Genomic DNA, 15,298 nt, shown 5'->3' with positions numbered 1-15,298 from the left:
CCCAGCGCCCTGATGTACTCGGAGATCTTCCTGCGACTCGAACCCCTGGGGCTGGAACGGATGGCCGCGGCGGTCCGGGACGCCGGTCACGACGTCCGCGTGGTGGACCTCCAGGTCCTGCCCCCTCCGTACTCGACGCGGAGCTGCGCTCGTTCGCGCCGGAGGCGCTGGGGATCTCCCTCGACTACCTGGCCGACATCCCGGAGGCGATCGACATCGCCCGGCGCGCGAAGGAGGCGTCCCCCGGGTGTTTCGTGTTCTTCGGCGGCCACAGCGTCTCGTTCATCGCCGAACACGTGCTGCGGCAGGCCGAGGGCGCCGTGGACGCGATCGTGCGCGGTGAGGGGGAGCCCGCGGTGCCGCCGCTGCTGGAGGCGGCCCGGGACGGCGGTCCGGGCGGCGTGCCGGGGGTCGTGTCGGGGGTCGTGTCGGGGGTCGTGTCGGCGGAGGCGCGCGGCCCCGCGCCGCGGCGGCCGGAGAGCCTGGACGACCCTCGTCCGGCACGTGACCTGACGCGCGGGCGGAACCGGTACTTCGTCGGCGAGCTGGACCCGTGCGCCTCCATCGAGTTCACCCGCGGCTGCCCCTGGGACTGCTCGTTCTGCTCGGCGTGGACGTTCTACGGGCGCAGCTACCGCGAGGCGTCACCGGAGGCGGCCGCCGCGGAGATGGCGCCGGTCCGCGAGCCCGACGTGTTCATCGTCGATGACGTGGCGTTCATCCGCCCGGAACACCACCGAGGCCCGCCAGCTGACGACCCGCGACCACCGGCTCTTCGACATCCAGCACGCGGTGGTGCCGACGAAGCTGCCGCTGGAGGAGTTCTACCGGGAGCTGGTGCGCACCCAGGCCGTCCTCGACCGCAAGCACCTGGGGCTGCGCCACGCCTTCGGCGCCATGGGCGTGCTCGGCCGGAACCCGCTGCGCGGTCAGACCGACTTCGCCCGGATGCCGGGGAAGTTCGGCCGGGTGTACAACGTGGACCGGCGGATGGCCGGCCACCGCAGGCCGGTGCGGTACGAGCTGCCGCTCCCCGAGCACCGGGCGACGCCGCCCCGGACGGCAGGAGCTCCTCATCCACACGCGCACCGCGACGCCGGCCCACCGCGCCGGCCCGCTCCGGAGGTGGACGGGGCCTGACCCGGCCCGGCGACCGCTCCGGGCCCGGCACGACCGCTCCGGAGGTGGGCGGTGTGCGCCACGGTCCGGCGGGCCGATCCGGGGTGAGCGGCACAAGGTCCGGCCCGGTGCGGGTGACCGCCGCACCACCTCGACGCGCGCGGGAGCGGCGTCCACACTGTCCGCATGGCACTGGAGATCGCCGTGTTCGGCGCGGGCAGCATCGGCTGCCACCTGGGCGGGGCGCTCGCCGCCGACTGCGGCGTGACGCTCGTGGGACGGCCGTCCGCGATGGACGCCGTACGGGAGCGGGGGCTCCTCCTGACGGGCGGCGGCCGTCCGGAGGCGCGGGTCGCGCCGGCGCGCCTGCGCACCTCCGCCGACCCGGCGGCCGTGGCCGGCGCCGACTACGTCCTGGTCACGGTCAAGTCGGGCGCGACGCGCGAGGCCGCCCGGGCGATCGGCCCCCACCTGGGCGCGGACACGGTGGTGGTGAGCTTCCAGAACGGGCTGCGCAACCCCGCGGAGCTGCGGGCCGCCCTGCCGGCGGGGACCGCCGTACTGGCCGGGATGGTGCCGTACAACGTGGTGCGCACCGGCCCCGCCTCCTTCCACCAGGGCACGGCCGGCGCGCTGATGGTGGACGATGTCACGGCCGCGCGTCCGCTGGTGGCGGCGCTGCGGCGGGCGGGTCTCGCGGTCGAGCCGCGCGGCGACATGCCGCGGGTCCAGCACGCCAAGCTGCTCATGAACCTGAACAACGCCGTGAACGCCCTCTCCGGTCTGCCCCTGCGCGAGCAGTTGGGCTCGCGCGCGTACCGCCGGTGTCTCGCCCTGTGCCAGGAGGAGGCGCTCGCGGTGTTCCGGGCGGAGGGGGTGGTGCCGGCGCGGCTGGGTCCCGTGCCGGCGTCGGTGACGCCCCGTCTCCTGCGGTGGCCGGACACGGTGTTCCGCAGGGTCGCCGCGGCGTCGCTGCGGGTGGACGCCCAGGCCAGGTCGTCGATGTGGGAGGACCTGGAGCGCGGCCGGCCCACGGAGATCGACTCGTTGCAGGGCGAGGTCGTCGCCCTCGCGGCCCGCCACGGGCTCGGCGCGCCGGTGAACGCCCGCCTCGCCGAACTGGTGCGCGAGGCGGAGGCGGAGGCCGTCGCCGGCCGGCCCCGCCGCTGGACGGGGGCGGAGCTGTACGCCGAGGTGGCGGCTGCGGCGCGGCGGGGTTAGCCGACGCGGGATCGCGGTGCCTGCCGCGCCGACGGGCGGACCGACGGGCTGGGCGGGCGGTCGCGGGGCGGACCTGCGGACGGTGCGGGCGGTCGCGGGCGGGCCGCGGGCGCGTACGCACGAGCGTGGCTCGGCGGGCGGCGGCTCGGCGGCTCGGCGCCTCCGGTCGGCGAGCGGGTTTTCCACAGGGGTTGCCGGTCGTCGGCCGTCCGCGAAAGGATCGATCAACAACGGACGTCGAGGAGGGGGAGCGATGAAGCCTCGTCTGGTGTTCGTCCACGGCATCGGCGGTCCCCGGGAGGCCGGCGCGGATCTGGACGAGTGGTTACGGGCCGCGGCCCACGGGGCTCGCGCGGCCGGGCACGGAAGCCGGCTGTCCGGTCTGACGGGTGGCTGGGCCGCCGACACCCGCTTCGCCTACTACGGCGACCTGTTCCGTACGGCGGGCTCCCAGGGCACGGGCTCGGCGGCGGGGTCGGCACGGCCGGGTGAGGACGAGGAACAGGCACTGGTCGCGGAGCTGCTGCTGGAGGCCGTCGACGAGCGGTTGACCGACCCCGCGTTGACGCCGACGGAGCTGAGGGTGCTGCGGCACGCCCGCGTGCAGCTCGCCCCTCCGGATGGCGCGCAGGGCGCGGGAGCCCCCGGCCGGCACGTCGTGAACGCGCTGACGAGCCTGCTGGCGCTGCCCGGACTGCGCGCGGGCGGCGGATGGTTGAGCGCCCGGCTCACGGCCGGGATGCTGGGCCAGGTGGCCCGCTACCTCAACCGCGGAGAGCCGGACGACGCCGGGGTGACGTTGGACGCCCGGGTCCGCCGCAGGGTCGCGGCGAGCCTGGACGCGGACGGGCCGACGGTCGTGGTCGCCCACTCGCTGGGCACGGTCGTCGCCCTGGAGACCCTCCACGGGCACCAGGGCCGGGTGCCGCTGCTCATCACACTGGGGTCGCCGCTCGGGGTGCGGACGGCGGTCCTGCCGCGCGTACGGCCCCAGCCCCTCGCCACCCCGGCGTGCGTGGACCGGTGGCTGAACTTCTGGGACCGGGACGACATCGTGGCCGCGCGTCCGGCCCTGGAGCGGTTCGTGCTGCCGAACGCCGCCGCGGCCCGCCCGGTGAGCGCCCGGGTCGACTCGGACGGCGCGTGGGTGCACCCGGCGGCGAAGTACCTGGCGCAGGCGGCCGTGGCGGGTCCGCTGATGGAGGCCCTGACCGCCGCCAGCGGATCATGACGGGCCCGCGCCACGCCCTGGTGATCGGGGCGCAGTGCCCGGACCTCGGCCTCCTGGACGGGCTGGAGGCGGCGGCGGGGGCGCTGCACGAGACGTTGACGGCGCCCTGGGTGGGCGCCTGCGAGAAGGACCCACCGGTCGCGGCGACGCTGCTGTGCGGGGAGGGGGTGGCGCGCGCGGACGTCGAAGCCGCGGTACGGGCGGCCGCCCTGGCCGCCGGGGAGGCGGGCGCGGTGCTGGTCGTGGCGCTGCTCGGCCACGGCATGGCCTCGGGGACGGGTCTGTGCTTCATGGCGAGCGACTCGCGCGCGGAGGCGCCGGTCACGGCGGTCGACGTCGGGTCGCTGCTGGCGCAGGTGCTGGAGACGCGGGGCCTCGCCGGGGTGATCGCCATCGTGGACACCTGCCACGCCGGCAACGCGGTACCGGATCTGAAGTCCGTCGCGAACGGCATCCGCCAGGGCGACACACGGCTGTCGCTCCTCATGGGGTCGGGCGCGGCCGAGGAGGCCTACGGTCTGCGGTTCAGCCGCACTCTGGTGAAGGTCCTCCAGGACGGGATCCCCGCGGCCGGTGAGACGCTGCCGCCGCACGCCGTCGTCGAGGCGGTCCGGGAGGACGGCGGCACGGCCGGGCAGGCCATCCTGCGGACCGAGTTCGACGGCGCGCTGTTCGCCCCGGCCGGGCTGTGGCTCGCGCGCAACGCCCGCCACGGCACGCACCCGGCGGGCGGGCTGCTGGGGCCGGTGGGCGCGGAGGAGCTGGCGCGGGCCGTCGGGGCCGTGGACGAGCCGCTCCCCGCGGGCCCGTTGACGACGGTGCAGGACCTGGAGGCGCTGCGGCGCGGGCTGGCCGCGGCCTCGCCGTCCCCGGCGCGGGCGTGGGCGCTCGACGTGGTGGACGGGCTGGGCGCCGCGGTCCGGACGGTCGGTCTGCTGGACGCCTGGCCCGGGGCGCCGCTCACCTCCGGCCTCCTGCGCAGGACGCTCGCCGCCGCCTGCCCCGGTCCCGTGGAGGCGCCGCCCGAGTCGTCGGGCAGGGAACTGCTGCGCGACGCGGTCGAGTACCTGCTGCTGCGGGCGCCGACCGCAGGCCAGCGGCGGACCCGGCCGCTCGCCGACTTCGTCGCCCTCCTCGCACACGAGACGCGCGTCGACCCCTCCACGCCCGCCATCCGCGGCTGGGCGGCGGCCCTCGGCGTGGGCATCGACCTCAACGACGCCTTCGAGCGGCTCGCCGACCGGACGCGGGCCATGCGGCTGCGGTTGGTGGTCAGTCTGCACGCCGCGGTCGGCGACGAGTGGCCGGAGTCCCTGGCGGTGTGGCTGCTCGACGGCGGGACGGTCCACGGCCGCGAGGAGTTCGCGTGCACCCCGGACCGTGCGGGCGTGGAACGGCAGGTGGGTGCCGCCCTGCGATGGGCGTCGCGGCTCGCGGCCGGCATGGACACACCGCTGCGCCGAGTCGAGGTCGCCGCGCCCGCGCCGCTCCTGGTGCAGTGGCGGCCCGAGGAGACCGACTTCGGGATGCGGCTGGGCGCCGAGTACGACGTCGTCCTGCGGTGGAGCGACCGCATCCAGCCGCCCGAGGACCGGTGGTGGATCAACGAACGCGCGCGCCGGACGTTGGACGCGCTGGAGAACTCCTCCGACGGCAGGCGCGTGGACTGGCTCGGCGAGAGCGACACCCGGCAGCCGCAGGAGTTGCAGGCCCGCCTCCGCAGCGAGCCGCGCACGCGCGCGGTGGCGCTGGAGTACCGGCCCCGGCACCTGGAGGCCCTGCTGGACCTGCTGCTGCAGTCGTCGCCCATCGTGCTGTGGCCGGACGACGAGACGCATCGCGTCCCCGTGGAGGCGCGGCGCTACCTGGACGCTTCCTGGCACCTGCTGCCGGGCGAGTTCTGCCGGGCGTACCGCGACCGGTGGAGCTGCCACGGCCGGGCCCCGGCGGCGGGGCGCGGGCACCTGGCCCCGCTGCGCACGGTGTGGGACGACCCGGAGTGGCTCGAGTTCTGCAGGTGGTTCGAACAGTCGGCGACGGATGGGGAGAGTCCCGCATGACCTGGCAGCCCTTCTACACGGGTACCGGCGAGCCGCCGGAGCGGCGGGTGGAGCTGTCCGCGCCGCCGCCCTGGCGGGAGTTCCCGCGCCGGTCCCTGCACCAGCAGTTCGTACCGCCGCAGGGGCTGGTGGAAGCGGTGAACGCCGCGCTGGTCCTGCGGCGCCCCCTGCTGGTGACGGGCCCGGCGGGCTCGGGCAAGTCGACGGTGATCGAGCAGGTCGCGGCCGAGCTGGACCTCGGCACGGTGCTGCGCTGGCACATCACCTCGCGCAGCGGCCTCACGGACGCCCTCTACCGGTACGACGCGCTGGGCCGGATCCACGCGCAGCGGCTGGAGGGCCCGGGAGGGAGCGACGACATCGGGCCCTTCCTGCGGATGGGTCCGCTGGGCACGGCGCTCCTGCCTTCGGACCGGCCGCGCGCGCTGCTCGTCGACGAGATCGACAAGAGCGACCTGGACCTGCCCAGCGACCTGCTGGACGTGCTGGAGCGGGGCGAGTTCGAGATCCCGGAGCTGGCCAGGTACGGCAGGGACGTGGTGGCCGTCCGGGAGTGGGGCGGCGAAGACCTGCACGAGGTGCGGCGCGGCCGGGTGCAGTGCACGGAATTCCCGTTCATCGTGATGACCAGCAACGGCGAGCGGGACTTCCCCGCCGCGTTCCTGCGCCGTTGCATCCGCTTCACGATGCCCATGCCCACGCCCGAGACCCTGCTCAGGGTCGTCGCCGCGCACCTCGGGGCCGACGCCGCGCGCTCGGAGGCGGCCGGGGAGCTGGTGGGGGCGTTCGTCGAGCGGTTGACGGCCGGCGAGGGCCTCGCCGTCGACCAGTTGCTGAACGCCGTGCACCTGCTGGCGGGGAGCGCCGCGCCGGACGAGGAGCGGCGGCAGGCCGTCGTGGACCTGCTGTTGCGCGAGCTGTCCCGTGTCTGACGCGCTGGCCCGGGTCCTGGCGGCCGTACGCGCCGCCGTCCCGGAGCTGGACCCGGCGGGCGGGGAGTCGCGTCCCGGGACGGGGCTGGACGGTACGGCGCTGGCCGAGGCGCTGTGGCTGGGCGCCCGCATGGCGCAGCGGCCCGCCGCTCCGCGGGCGCCGGACCGGCCGCCGCCGGACGTGCCGGAGGACGCTGAGCCGGTGGCGCGGGGCGTCACGCCGCCGCAGGACCCGCCGCGGCGGCACCCGACACCGCCGCCGGACCCGATCGTGCCGCGTGTGCCCGCGCCTCCCGCCGTGGGGGCGCGCCGCCTGCACGAGCGGCTGCCGGGGGCGGGCGCGCCGCTGCGCGGCCACGCCGTGGCCGCCCCGCGCGCCACCGGCCTGCCGCGCGCCCTGGAGGTGACGCGGGCGCTGCGGCCGTGGAAGCGTCCGTGGCCCGAGGGGCGGCGCGGCGCCCTGGACATCGACGCGACGGTGGACGGTTACGCCCGCAGCGGCGAGTTGCTGCCGGTCTTCTCGGCCGCGCCGGAGCGCTGGTTCGACCTCGCTCTGGTCGTCGACCGCTCCCCCCACATGCGGGTGTGGGAGGAGACCCTCGACGACTTCACCGCCGTCCTCGACCGGTTGGGAGCCTTCCGCACGCTGCAGGTGCGGGACCTGCTGTTCGACGCGGACGACCGGCCCACGGTGCCGGGCCAGCTGCGCCGCGCGGACGGCCGCAGGCTCGTGGTCGTCGTCTCGGACTGCATGGCGCCGGCGTGGCGGGCGCCGGCGGTGTGGCGGCTGTTGCGGGAGTGGGCGGCGACGACGCCCATGGCGCTGCTCAACCCCCTCCCCACGAAGCTGTGGCGCAGGGGCGGGCTGAACCTGCCCACGGTCCGGTTCACTCCCGCCGCGCCGGGTGCGCACCGCAGCCGCCTGCCGCACGAGCCGCCGCCGCTGCTCGCCTTCGCCGCCCCGGACGGCCCGCCCCCCGGCGGCCCGCAGGCGACCGACCGCACCCCGACCGGCTCCACGCCGCCCGGCCACGGCCACACCTCGCCCGGCCCCGCACCGACCGGCACGGAACCGGCCGACTCGGCACTGTGCGGCTCCGCGACGGACGGCTCCCCGACGGGCGGCGCGCGGGACGGCGGTGCACGGGACGGACTGGCCCCGGACGTCCCGGACGCCCCGCCATCGGGCGGTCCCGAGCCGGCGAGGACCGGGCCGTGGGAAGCCGCGCCGGGAGGCGGAGGGCGGGACACGGGGGCGTGGCTGCCCATCCCGGTGCTCTCGCTGTCACCTCACTCGCTGGACCGCTGGTCGCGGGCGGCGATGCGCGGTGCTCCCGAGGGCTGCACGGCCGTGCTCGTCCCTCCCGGCGGGCGCCCGCCGGGCCGACCGCGGCCACCGGCGACGCCGCTGCCCCCGGGGACGGCCGCCGAGCGGTTCCTGCGGACGGCGGCTCCGCGGGCCGTACGGCTGGCCGTGCTGTGCTCGCCGTTCGACCGGCTGAGCCTCCCCCTGCTGCACGTCATCCGCCGCGAGCTGGTGCCCGAGGCGACCACCGGGGACGTGGCGGAGGTCGTCACCAGTGGCCTGTTCACCCTGGAGGAGCCCGCCGGGGACGCCGGACCCCTGACCCTCGTGCTGCCGGACGGGGCACGGACGGTGCTGCGCGAGCGGCTTCCCGCGCACGAGGCGTGGCGCGTCCACCAGGCCCTGGACCGGTACGTCGCGTCGGGCGGCGACGGCCCGGCGCGGCTGCCGTCGGTCGCCCGCGACGCGTCCGGGCCTCGTGAACTGCCCGCCGGGCACGAGGCGTTCGCCCACGCCTCCCGCCAGACGCTCGAACTGCTCGGCCTCGACCTCCCCACCCGGCGGGAGCCGGAGCCGGGCGAGGACTTCGCACCGGCCGACGGGCCGGAGGAGGCCGGGGCATCGCTGCCACCCGGTCCCTCGCCCTTCGTCGGCCGCGCGGAGAACGTCCGGTACCTCGTCGAGCAGCTCAGCGCACCGAACGGCCGGGTCCACTGGGTGACCGCGCTCGTGGGGGCTCCGGGCGCCGGCCGGACGGCACTGGCCCTGCACGTGGCCCACCGGGTGCGGGCCCACTACCCGGACGGCCGGTACTACGTCGACCTGCGCGGTTCGAGCAGCCACCCCGTGCCGCCGGAAGCCGCACTGCACCGCCTCCTGACGGACCTGGGCGCTCCCCCCGAAGAGGGTCCGCACACCACCGGGGAACTGGCGGCGGCGCTGGCGTCCGCCCTCGCGGGCCGGCGGATCCTCCTCGTCCTCGACGACGCTCCCGACCCCGACCGGATCCGCGCGCTGCTCCCGACCGAGCCGGGGTGCTCGGTGATCGTCACGACCCGGGCGGCGCAGCCGCTGCCCGGCGTCCAGCTCACCCCGCTGCGCGACACGGAGGCCCACGCGCTGCTCACCGCCTTCGCCGGAGCGGCGGGGACGTCGGCGGCCGGCGGAGCGGGGGGCGCGGAGGGCGGTGGGCCGCCCCGGGAGCTGACCGAAGGCCGGTCGTGGTGGCCGGCGGCGCTCCGCGTCGTCGGCTCGTGGATCGCGTCGGGGTCGGCCCCGCCGCCGGCGGAGCTCGCCCGCCTGCTCCGCGCGGCCAGGCCCACCGGCACGCTCGCGCCACCGGCGGAGGAGCTGGACGCGGTCCTGCGCCTGCGGCTCGGGCACCTGCCCGCCGACGCGTCGGCGGCCCTGCGGCTGCTCGCCCGCGCGGAGACCGGGGTCTTCACCCTCGACGAGGCGTCCGCCCTCCTGGAAGGCGCCCCGAGACCTGAGGCGACGCTCAGCCGGCTGGTGGCGGAAGGGCTGCTGGAGCGTCCGGCTCCGGGGGTGTACCGCATGCCGCAGGTGGTGCACCACCATGTGCGGCGCACGTCCGGGCTCGGGCCGGAACCGGAGGCCGAGGAGGCCGCCACGCGTCTGCTGCGCCGCCACCTGGCCGCCGCGGCCGCCCTGTACGAGGAACGGCGGCCCGGCTCCACCCTGCCCGAGCGGCTCGACGTGGTCCCCCGGCGGATCGACCGGGAGGCGTACGACGTGTGGGTGTCCAACGCCCTGGCCTCGGCCGACCCCGTCGAAACGGCAGACGGTCACGCGTCACCCGACCCGCGCTGCCTCGCGGACCTGCTGCTCCTCCTCCAGGACGCCGGCGCGTCCACCCCGTACCGCTCCCGGTACGAGGCGGCCGCCGAGTCTGTCATGCGTACGGCGGCCGCCGTGGACCACACCGCCCACGACCGCGCCGGGCTCGCGCTCGCCCTCGCGCACCACGCCGCGGGCCGCCCACTCCGCGCCGCACGCGCCCTGGACGACCTCGGGCCGCGCGCCGGACGGGACGACCCGGCCACACGCGCGGCGGCGGCCTGGCTCGCCGGCAGCCTGGCGGCCGGACGGGCCGCGGAGAAGGAGGCGATGGGGCTCCTGGAGGAGGCCGTCGCCGCTTCCCGGGCCGACGACGACCGGTTCGCGCTCGCCGTGGGATGCCTGGCGCTGGCCCGGGTCCTCACCCGGCTCGGCTGGACGAGCAAGGCGGCCGGGCTGGCGCGGGAGGCCCTCGTCTGCTTCCCCGAACCGGGCCCGCATCCGTTGACCGAGGAGGCTCTGGTCTGCCTGGAGCAGGCGCTCGACAGGGCCGGCAGGTACGAGGAGGTCCTCGCCGCCCAGCGCCGGCTGCGGGACGCGCTGCGCACGCGCGGCGCGCCGCCGGCCGAGGAGGGCCGGCTGCTCACGCGGGTCGCCCGCGCCCTGCTGGCGCTCGGGCGCGCGCCCGAGGCCGAGGCCGCCGCGCGCGAGGCCCTCGCCCTCCTGGACGGGGCGGACGACACCCCCGACCGGGCCGAGGCCGACCGGCTCGTCGCGGAGGCGCGTGCCGGCCGGGGCGCCGAGGGCCGTACCACGTGGACCGTGGTGGCCGTGGCCGCGGAGGGTGGCGACGAGGTCGAGAAGCTGCGGATCCTGACGCCGGTCGTCGAGGCCCTGGAGGAGAGCGGCGTCCTCATGCCGCGGCACCGGCGCCGCTGGGAGGCCGACCGGGACGCCTGCCTGCTGTACGTGGACCCGGACGTCCCGCTCGACCAGTTGACGCGCGCGCTGGCCGACCGGCTGCCCGCGCGGTTGGAGGCGGACGGGGAGCGCCCGGCGGCGAGGCTGGCCGTGCACAGGGCCGCCACGGACGCGTCCGCGGGCGGGACGGCGTCGGCCCTCGACGTCCGGCTGACCCTGGCGATGCTCCGGTCGGCGGAGTTCCGCAAGGTCTCGGACAACTTCCCCTTCCACCCGACCTTCTGCATCTCCCCCGAGGTGTTCGGCCGACTCGCCACCCGGCCGGCCGGGGCCCGGGAAGAACGGTCCGCCGAGGCACAAGTACAAGCCCGCGACAGAGGGGCACGGGCCGCCGACGGCCTCGTGGCCGGCCGGTTCGTGCCGCGCGAGGTCACCGGCGCGACGGGCGAGGCGATGTGCGTCATCCTCACCCCGCACATCGACCTGTCGGCGTACGACGCGGAACTCCTCATGCTGGCCCGGGTCTTCAACGACCTGGACCCGGACGGCGGCAGGATCGCGGCGATCGTACGGGAGTGCCTGGACACGGCGTTGGAGCCGGAGACGACCGGGCGGTACGACCTCGCGGAGCTCGACGCCGAGGAGCGGGCGCTCATCGGGTCCCTGATGGAGCGGGAGCTGCGCCGTGCCTTCCCCGCGGCGACGCCCTTCCGGCTGAGGCTGTCGCTCGACGAGCCGAACTGGTCGTTCCGGGAGGCGGACCACGATGGCGTCTTCCTGGTGGTGCGGGCCGACGACGGACGTGCCCGCTGGTCGGCCGGCCTCCTGCGGATACGGCCCGGTATGACGGTGGCCCCGGTGCACCGCGGCGCGCCCTCACCGCTCACCCCGCAGGCCCGGCTGGCGGTGCTGTGGCTTCACCGCGGCGCGACGCTCCCGGAGAACGTGCTGCTCCGCATGGCCGACGCCGACCGCAGGGCGGTGCTGGCGGCCCCCTCCGCTACGGAGCGGACGGCGGAGCTGTTCCGTCGGGTGCGGGAGCGGCCCGTACCGGACGCGGCGCTGCGCGCGGTGACCCGACGGCACGACAGCGCGCGGCGGGTACGGGAGGCGGCGGCGGTGCTGCGCGACGAGGGGATCCTGGTCCTGGGTGGCAACCGCCGGGGCCGGGAGCTGGCCGCCGTACTGCGGTTGCCGGTACCGGACCCGCACGCCTATGTGAGCGTGCGCCTCACCCGGCGGCGCCCGCACCACACCGGCCCGTCGGTCGTGGCGGGGGGCGTGGCGTGGGTGGTGGCCGGGCCGGGTGACCCGGTGGAGCCCCTCCCCCAGGAACTCCCGAGCCCCCGCCGCCCCCGCTGACCCTCCGGTGATCGGCCCGGAGGCCGTACGGGGAACGGCGATATGACCCGGTCCACCCGCTGGGCCCGATCCGCCGACGCCCCGTCAGCGGGTGCGAACCGGACTGACGTCGTGTCCGCCGAAGCCGAAGGAGTCGGCCGGCGACGCCGTCCGGTCCCCCTCGCGCAGCCCCTCACGGACGAGGTCGAGGTCCACCCTCGGGTCGGGCTCCTCCAGGGTGCGGATCGGCGGATCGGCGGATCGGCGGGACGACGCCGCCCCGGAGGGCGAGCACACGTTTCGTGATCCGCTTTTGATCATGCCGGCCACCAGGCCGCGTACGCACGCGCCGACCGGCCATGGCCCCCGCCGAGGGTCCATGGGGACCCCTCCGGCAGCCGGCAGCCGGGATCGGCCCTACCGGGACCGGGTTCGCCACCTGGTCGGCTCGGGCCTGCCGGAACGACTCCGGTCCCGCGACCGACCGACCGGCCGTGTCGCGAAGCCGGCTTCCCCGCGGCAGGGCCGACGCCCTGCGCGCCTGCCCGAACGGGCGCGGCACGCAAAGCACTTCGTCCGTGCGCGCCTCGTCCGGTACGGTCGCGGGATCGATCGTTCTCATTGCCGGGGGCCCTCAGGTGCGCCGGGTCGTCTCCCCGGCGGTCCCCGGACTGGAGGCAGGTTTCGTCATGGCATGTCGTATCAGCGAACTCGTGCTCGGCTGTCGCGACCCCGAAGCGCTGGCGCGGTTCTGGTGCGAGGTCTTGGACTTCGTCGTGCTCGACCGCGAAGGGGACGACTGCTTCGAGATCGGGCCGCGCGAAGGGTTCGGCGGTCCGCAGCCGACGATCATCCTCAGCCGCAGGGACGAGCCGGAGAAGGGGAAGTCCCGGCTGCACATCGACGTCAACGCCACCGACCGCGATCAGGACGCCGAGCTCGAACGCCTGCTCAAGCTCGGTGCGCGCCGGGCCGACATCGGCCAGACGGGGGACGAGCAGTGGCATGTCCTGGCTGACCCCGAAGGCAATGAGTTCTGCCTGCTCAAGGCCCGTCTCGCCCCTCTCTGACGCACATCGGTCACAGCTCGGCCCCCAGGTACCCGGGGTCTGCCCGGACTCCGGCGTGACGGGCGTGTCGTGATCGCGAAGGGAGCGCCCGCCGTCGCCCGGCGAACCGCACCGGTGGTGAGCGGGACGACGGCGAACGCTTGACGTCGGGTACGGGGCGGGTGCGCCGGGCCGCCGGGCCTTCCCCATGGCCGTCATCGTGCTCAACGCCGCCGCCGCGTACGGGAGTCGCCGGGCCCGTACGGGTCCCCCGAGGGAGCCGGCCGGCCGACGCGCTCCCTTCTGTCAGTCCGTGACCTTCCGGGTGTTCCCGGCCCCCGCGCCGTTGCCACCGGCCGCGGCGCCGCCGTCCACCCTCGCCGTGCGCACCGCCCTGACCGACGGCGGCACGTCGCCCGGTTGCGCGGGGCGTGACGGGCGCGCCTCGTGCCGCACGCCCCTCCCACTCACCCCGAGCCCGCCAGGGGAGGAGCGCCTGATGCGTCCCGGACCGCCCAAACCGCCCCGACCTTCCCGGCGAGCCTGCACCGCCTTCTCGCGGTGACAGCCACCCTCCCGCCGGAGCTGCCGGTCGGGTCTCCGGCCGCTGCCCGGACCGCCGCCGACGCGGCGTACCCGGCGGCCGGGTTCGTGTCCCAGCACTTCCACAGCGGACACAGCGGCGTCGACATCGCCAACGCCGTCGGCCCCCGCTCCACGAAGAAGGACCTGCGGTCCACCGCCGGCTGCCCGCCGGGCACCCTGGCCGCCCGGACGCCGGGGCGGCGGGGCGGCTGGGGCGAGCGGCTCCTGAACGGCCCCCTACGACGGCTTCCATCTGTACGGCGGCAAGCTGCCCGCAGGGGTGTCAAGCCGTACGAACCGGTTGGTCACCGGCCGGTGCCGGTTCGGATTCGTGGGCTTCCGTGTCCGAGAGATCACGGTTACGGGTCTCCTTGGCGCAGCCGAGGGCGATGACGGTGAGCAGGACGGCGGCCATGACGTACAGGACGATCGGCGTGGCGCTGTCGTACTCGGCGAGCAGGGCGGTGGCGATGAGCGGGGCCGGGGCGCCGGCGGCCACGGACGAGAACTGTGCGCCGATCGACGCTCCGGAGTAGCGCATGCGGGTGGCGAACAGTTCGGAGAAGAAGGCCGCCTGTGGGGCGTACATCGCGCCGTGGAAGAGGAGCGCCACGGTGACGGCTGTGAGCATTGCCGCGAATGACTGCCGGTCGACCAGGGTGAAGAACGGGTGGATCCAGATTCCCGTGCCGAGGGCGCCAATAAGGTAGACGGGGCGTCGTCCGAGCTTGTCCGAGAGGGCACCCCACAAGGGGATGGTCACGAAGTGGACGGCGGATGCGATCAGGACGGCGTTGAGTGCGGCCTGTTTGCTCGTGCCGGCGTGTTCGGTCGCGTACACGAGGATGAATGCGGTGACGACGTAGTAGGAGATGTTCTCCGCCATGCGGGTGCCCATGGCGATGAGGACATCTCGCCAGTGGTCGCGCAGGACGGCGAGTATGGGCGGCTTCTCGCGGGGGGCTCGTTCGGCCTTGCGTCGTTCGGCTGCTGCGAGGGCGGCCTTGAACACGGGCGACTCGTCCACGGAGAGCCGGATCCACAGTCCGACGAGGACCAGCGCGCCGGACAGCAGGAACGGCACCCGCCACCCCCAGGAGTCGAACGCCGCGTCCGACAGCGTCGCCGTCAGCGTGGCGAGGACGCCTGTGGCCAGCAACTGCCCCGCCGGCGCCCCGGTCTGCGGCCACGAGGCCCAAAAGCCGCGCCGTCCGGCGTCTCCGTGCTCCGCCACCAGCAGCACCGCGCCGCCCCATTCGCCGCCCAGGGCGAATCCCTGGACCAGGCGCAGCGCGGTGAGCAGCAGGGGGGCGGCCGAGCCGACGGTGGCGTGGGTGGGGAGCAGACCGATCAGGAAGGTCGCGCCACCCATCATCAGCAGGCTGTACACCAGGAGTTTCTTGCGGCCCAACCGGTCGCCGAAGTGGCCGAAGACGAGGGCGCCGATGGGGCGGGCGACGAAGCCGACGGCGTAGGTCAGGAACGACAGGAGCGTACCGACCAGGGGATCGGAGTCGGGGAAGAAGAGCTTGTTGAACACGAGTGCGGCGGCCGCGCCGTAGAGGAAGAAGTCGTACCACTCGATGGTGGTGCCGATGAGGCTGGCGGCCACGATCTTCTTCAGGTCGCCGGGGGCCTGGGGCTGTGCTGAGGGTGGGGACGGCATGGGAAGCACCACTTTCGGGACGGTGGCTGACGTCGTGTGCGGTCTGGCACCAGAGTGGGATCCTTGGCCC

General features: G+C 75.9%; 9 protein-coding genes and 1 pseudogene. 8 read left to right on the top strand and 2 right to left on the bottom strand.

Annotation, left to right across the window (positions count from 1 at the left end):
• Window positions 1-143: 143 nt before the first annotated feature.
• The 7 genes and pseudogenes from NRO40_RS30875 to NRO40_RS30650 form a co-directional block, all read left to right on the top strand.
• Window positions 144-302, top strand: a pseudogene (locus NRO40_RS30875) (hopanoid C-3 methylase HpnR); the annotation flags it as partial.
• A gap of 403 nt (window positions 303-705) precedes the next feature.
• Window positions 706-1,140: a hypothetical protein gene (locus NRO40_RS30870; RefSeq protein ID WP_408057063.1), complete on the top strand. Its 435-nt coding sequence runs from the start codon at window positions 706-708 to the stop codon at window positions 1,138-1,140.
• A gap of 165 nt (window positions 1,141-1,305) precedes the next feature.
• Window positions 1,306-2,340, top strand: coding sequence for a 2-dehydropantoate 2-reductase (locus NRO40_RS26670; RefSeq protein WP_232790994.1), 1,035 nt, complete (start codon window positions 1,306-1,308; stop codon window positions 2,338-2,340).
• Between the two features lie 253 nt (window positions 2,341-2,593).
• Window positions 2,594-3,571, top strand: a complete 978-nt coding sequence (locus NRO40_RS26665; RefSeq protein WP_058941200.1) for an alpha/beta hydrolase — start codon at window positions 2,594-2,596, stop codon at window positions 3,569-3,571.
• Window positions 3,568-5,631 (top strand): vWA-MoxR associated conflict system protein, encoded by a 2,064-nt coding sequence (locus NRO40_RS26660; protein WP_058941201.1) that lies wholly within the window; start codon window positions 3,568-3,570, stop codon window positions 5,629-5,631. Before NRO40_RS26665 ends, NRO40_RS26660 begins: the two co-directional genes overlap by 4 nt.
• On the top strand, window positions 5,628-6,563 hold the full coding sequence (locus NRO40_RS26655) for an AAA family ATPase (RefSeq protein ID WP_058941202.1): 936 nt from the start codon (window positions 5,628-5,630) through the stop codon (window positions 6,561-6,563). The genes NRO40_RS26660 and NRO40_RS26655 overlap by 4 nt, the downstream gene beginning before the upstream one ends.
• A complete protein-coding gene (locus NRO40_RS30650) occupies window positions 6,556-11,949 on the top strand; it encodes a NaeI family type II restriction endonuclease (RefSeq protein WP_306674889.1) in 5,394 nt (1,797 codons plus the stop codon). The genes NRO40_RS26655 and NRO40_RS30650 overlap by 8 nt, the downstream gene beginning before the upstream one ends.
• A gap of 84 nt (window positions 11,950-12,033) precedes the next feature.
• On the opposite strand, the gene NRO40_RS26640 is transcribed toward NRO40_RS30650, so the two are convergent.
• Window positions 12,034-12,225 (bottom strand): hypothetical protein, encoded by a 192-nt coding sequence (locus tag NRO40_RS26640; RefSeq protein ID WP_157901809.1) that lies wholly within the window; start codon window positions 12,223-12,225, stop codon window positions 12,034-12,036.
• Window positions 12,226-12,617: 392 nt separating this feature from the next.
• Here NRO40_RS26640 and NRO40_RS26635 point away from each other — a divergent pair, with 392 nt between their 5' ends.
• On the top strand, window positions 12,618-12,998 hold the full coding sequence (locus tag NRO40_RS26635) for a VOC family protein (protein WP_058941216.1): 381 nt from the start codon (window positions 12,618-12,620) through the stop codon (window positions 12,996-12,998).
• Between the two features lie 847 nt (window positions 12,999-13,845).
• Here NRO40_RS26635 and NRO40_RS26630 read toward each other — a convergent pair.
• Entirely contained in the window at window positions 13,846-15,228 is a 1,383-nt protein-coding gene (locus NRO40_RS26630) for an MFS transporter (protein ID WP_058941205.1), read from the bottom strand.
• Between the last annotated feature and the right edge of the window lie 70 nt (window positions 15,229-15,298).

The sequence above is a fragment of the Streptomyces changanensis genome, assembly GCF_024600715.1.
GTDB lineage: Bacteria > Actinomycetota > Actinomycetes > Streptomycetales > Streptomycetaceae > Streptomyces > Streptomyces changanensis.
The sequence above is the reverse complement of the archived record's forward strand: the minus strand, read 5'-3'. Positions and strand labels throughout refer to the sequence as shown.

Bases quoted from the DNA above. Each gene is read 5' to 3' on its own strand.
- NRO40_RS30870 (WP_408057063.1), top strand. From the start codon at position 706: ATGACGTGGCGTTCATCCGCCCGGAACACCACCGAGGCCCGCCAGCTG.
- NRO40_RS26670 (WP_232790994.1), top strand. From the start codon at position 1,306: ATGGCACTGGAGATCGCCGTGTTCGGCGCGGGCAGCATCGGCTGCCAC.
- NRO40_RS26665 (WP_058941200.1), top strand. From the start codon at position 2,594: ATGAAGCCTCGTCTGGTGTTCGTCCACGGCATCGGCGGTCCCCGGGAG.
- NRO40_RS26660 (WP_058941201.1), top strand. From the start codon at position 3,568: ATGACGGGCCCGCGCCACGCCCTGGTGATCGGGGCGCAGTGCCCGGAC.
- NRO40_RS26655 (WP_058941202.1), top strand. From the start codon at position 5,628: ATGACCTGGCAGCCCTTCTACACGGGTACCGGCGAGCCGCCGGAGCGG.
- NRO40_RS26635 (WP_058941216.1), top strand. From the start codon at position 12,618: ATGGCATGTCGTATCAGCGAACTCGTGCTCGGCTGTCGCGACCCCGAA.
- NRO40_RS26630 (WP_058941205.1), bottom strand. From the start codon at position 15,228: ATGCCGTCCCCACCCTCAGCACAGCCCCAGGCCCCCGGCGACCTGAAG.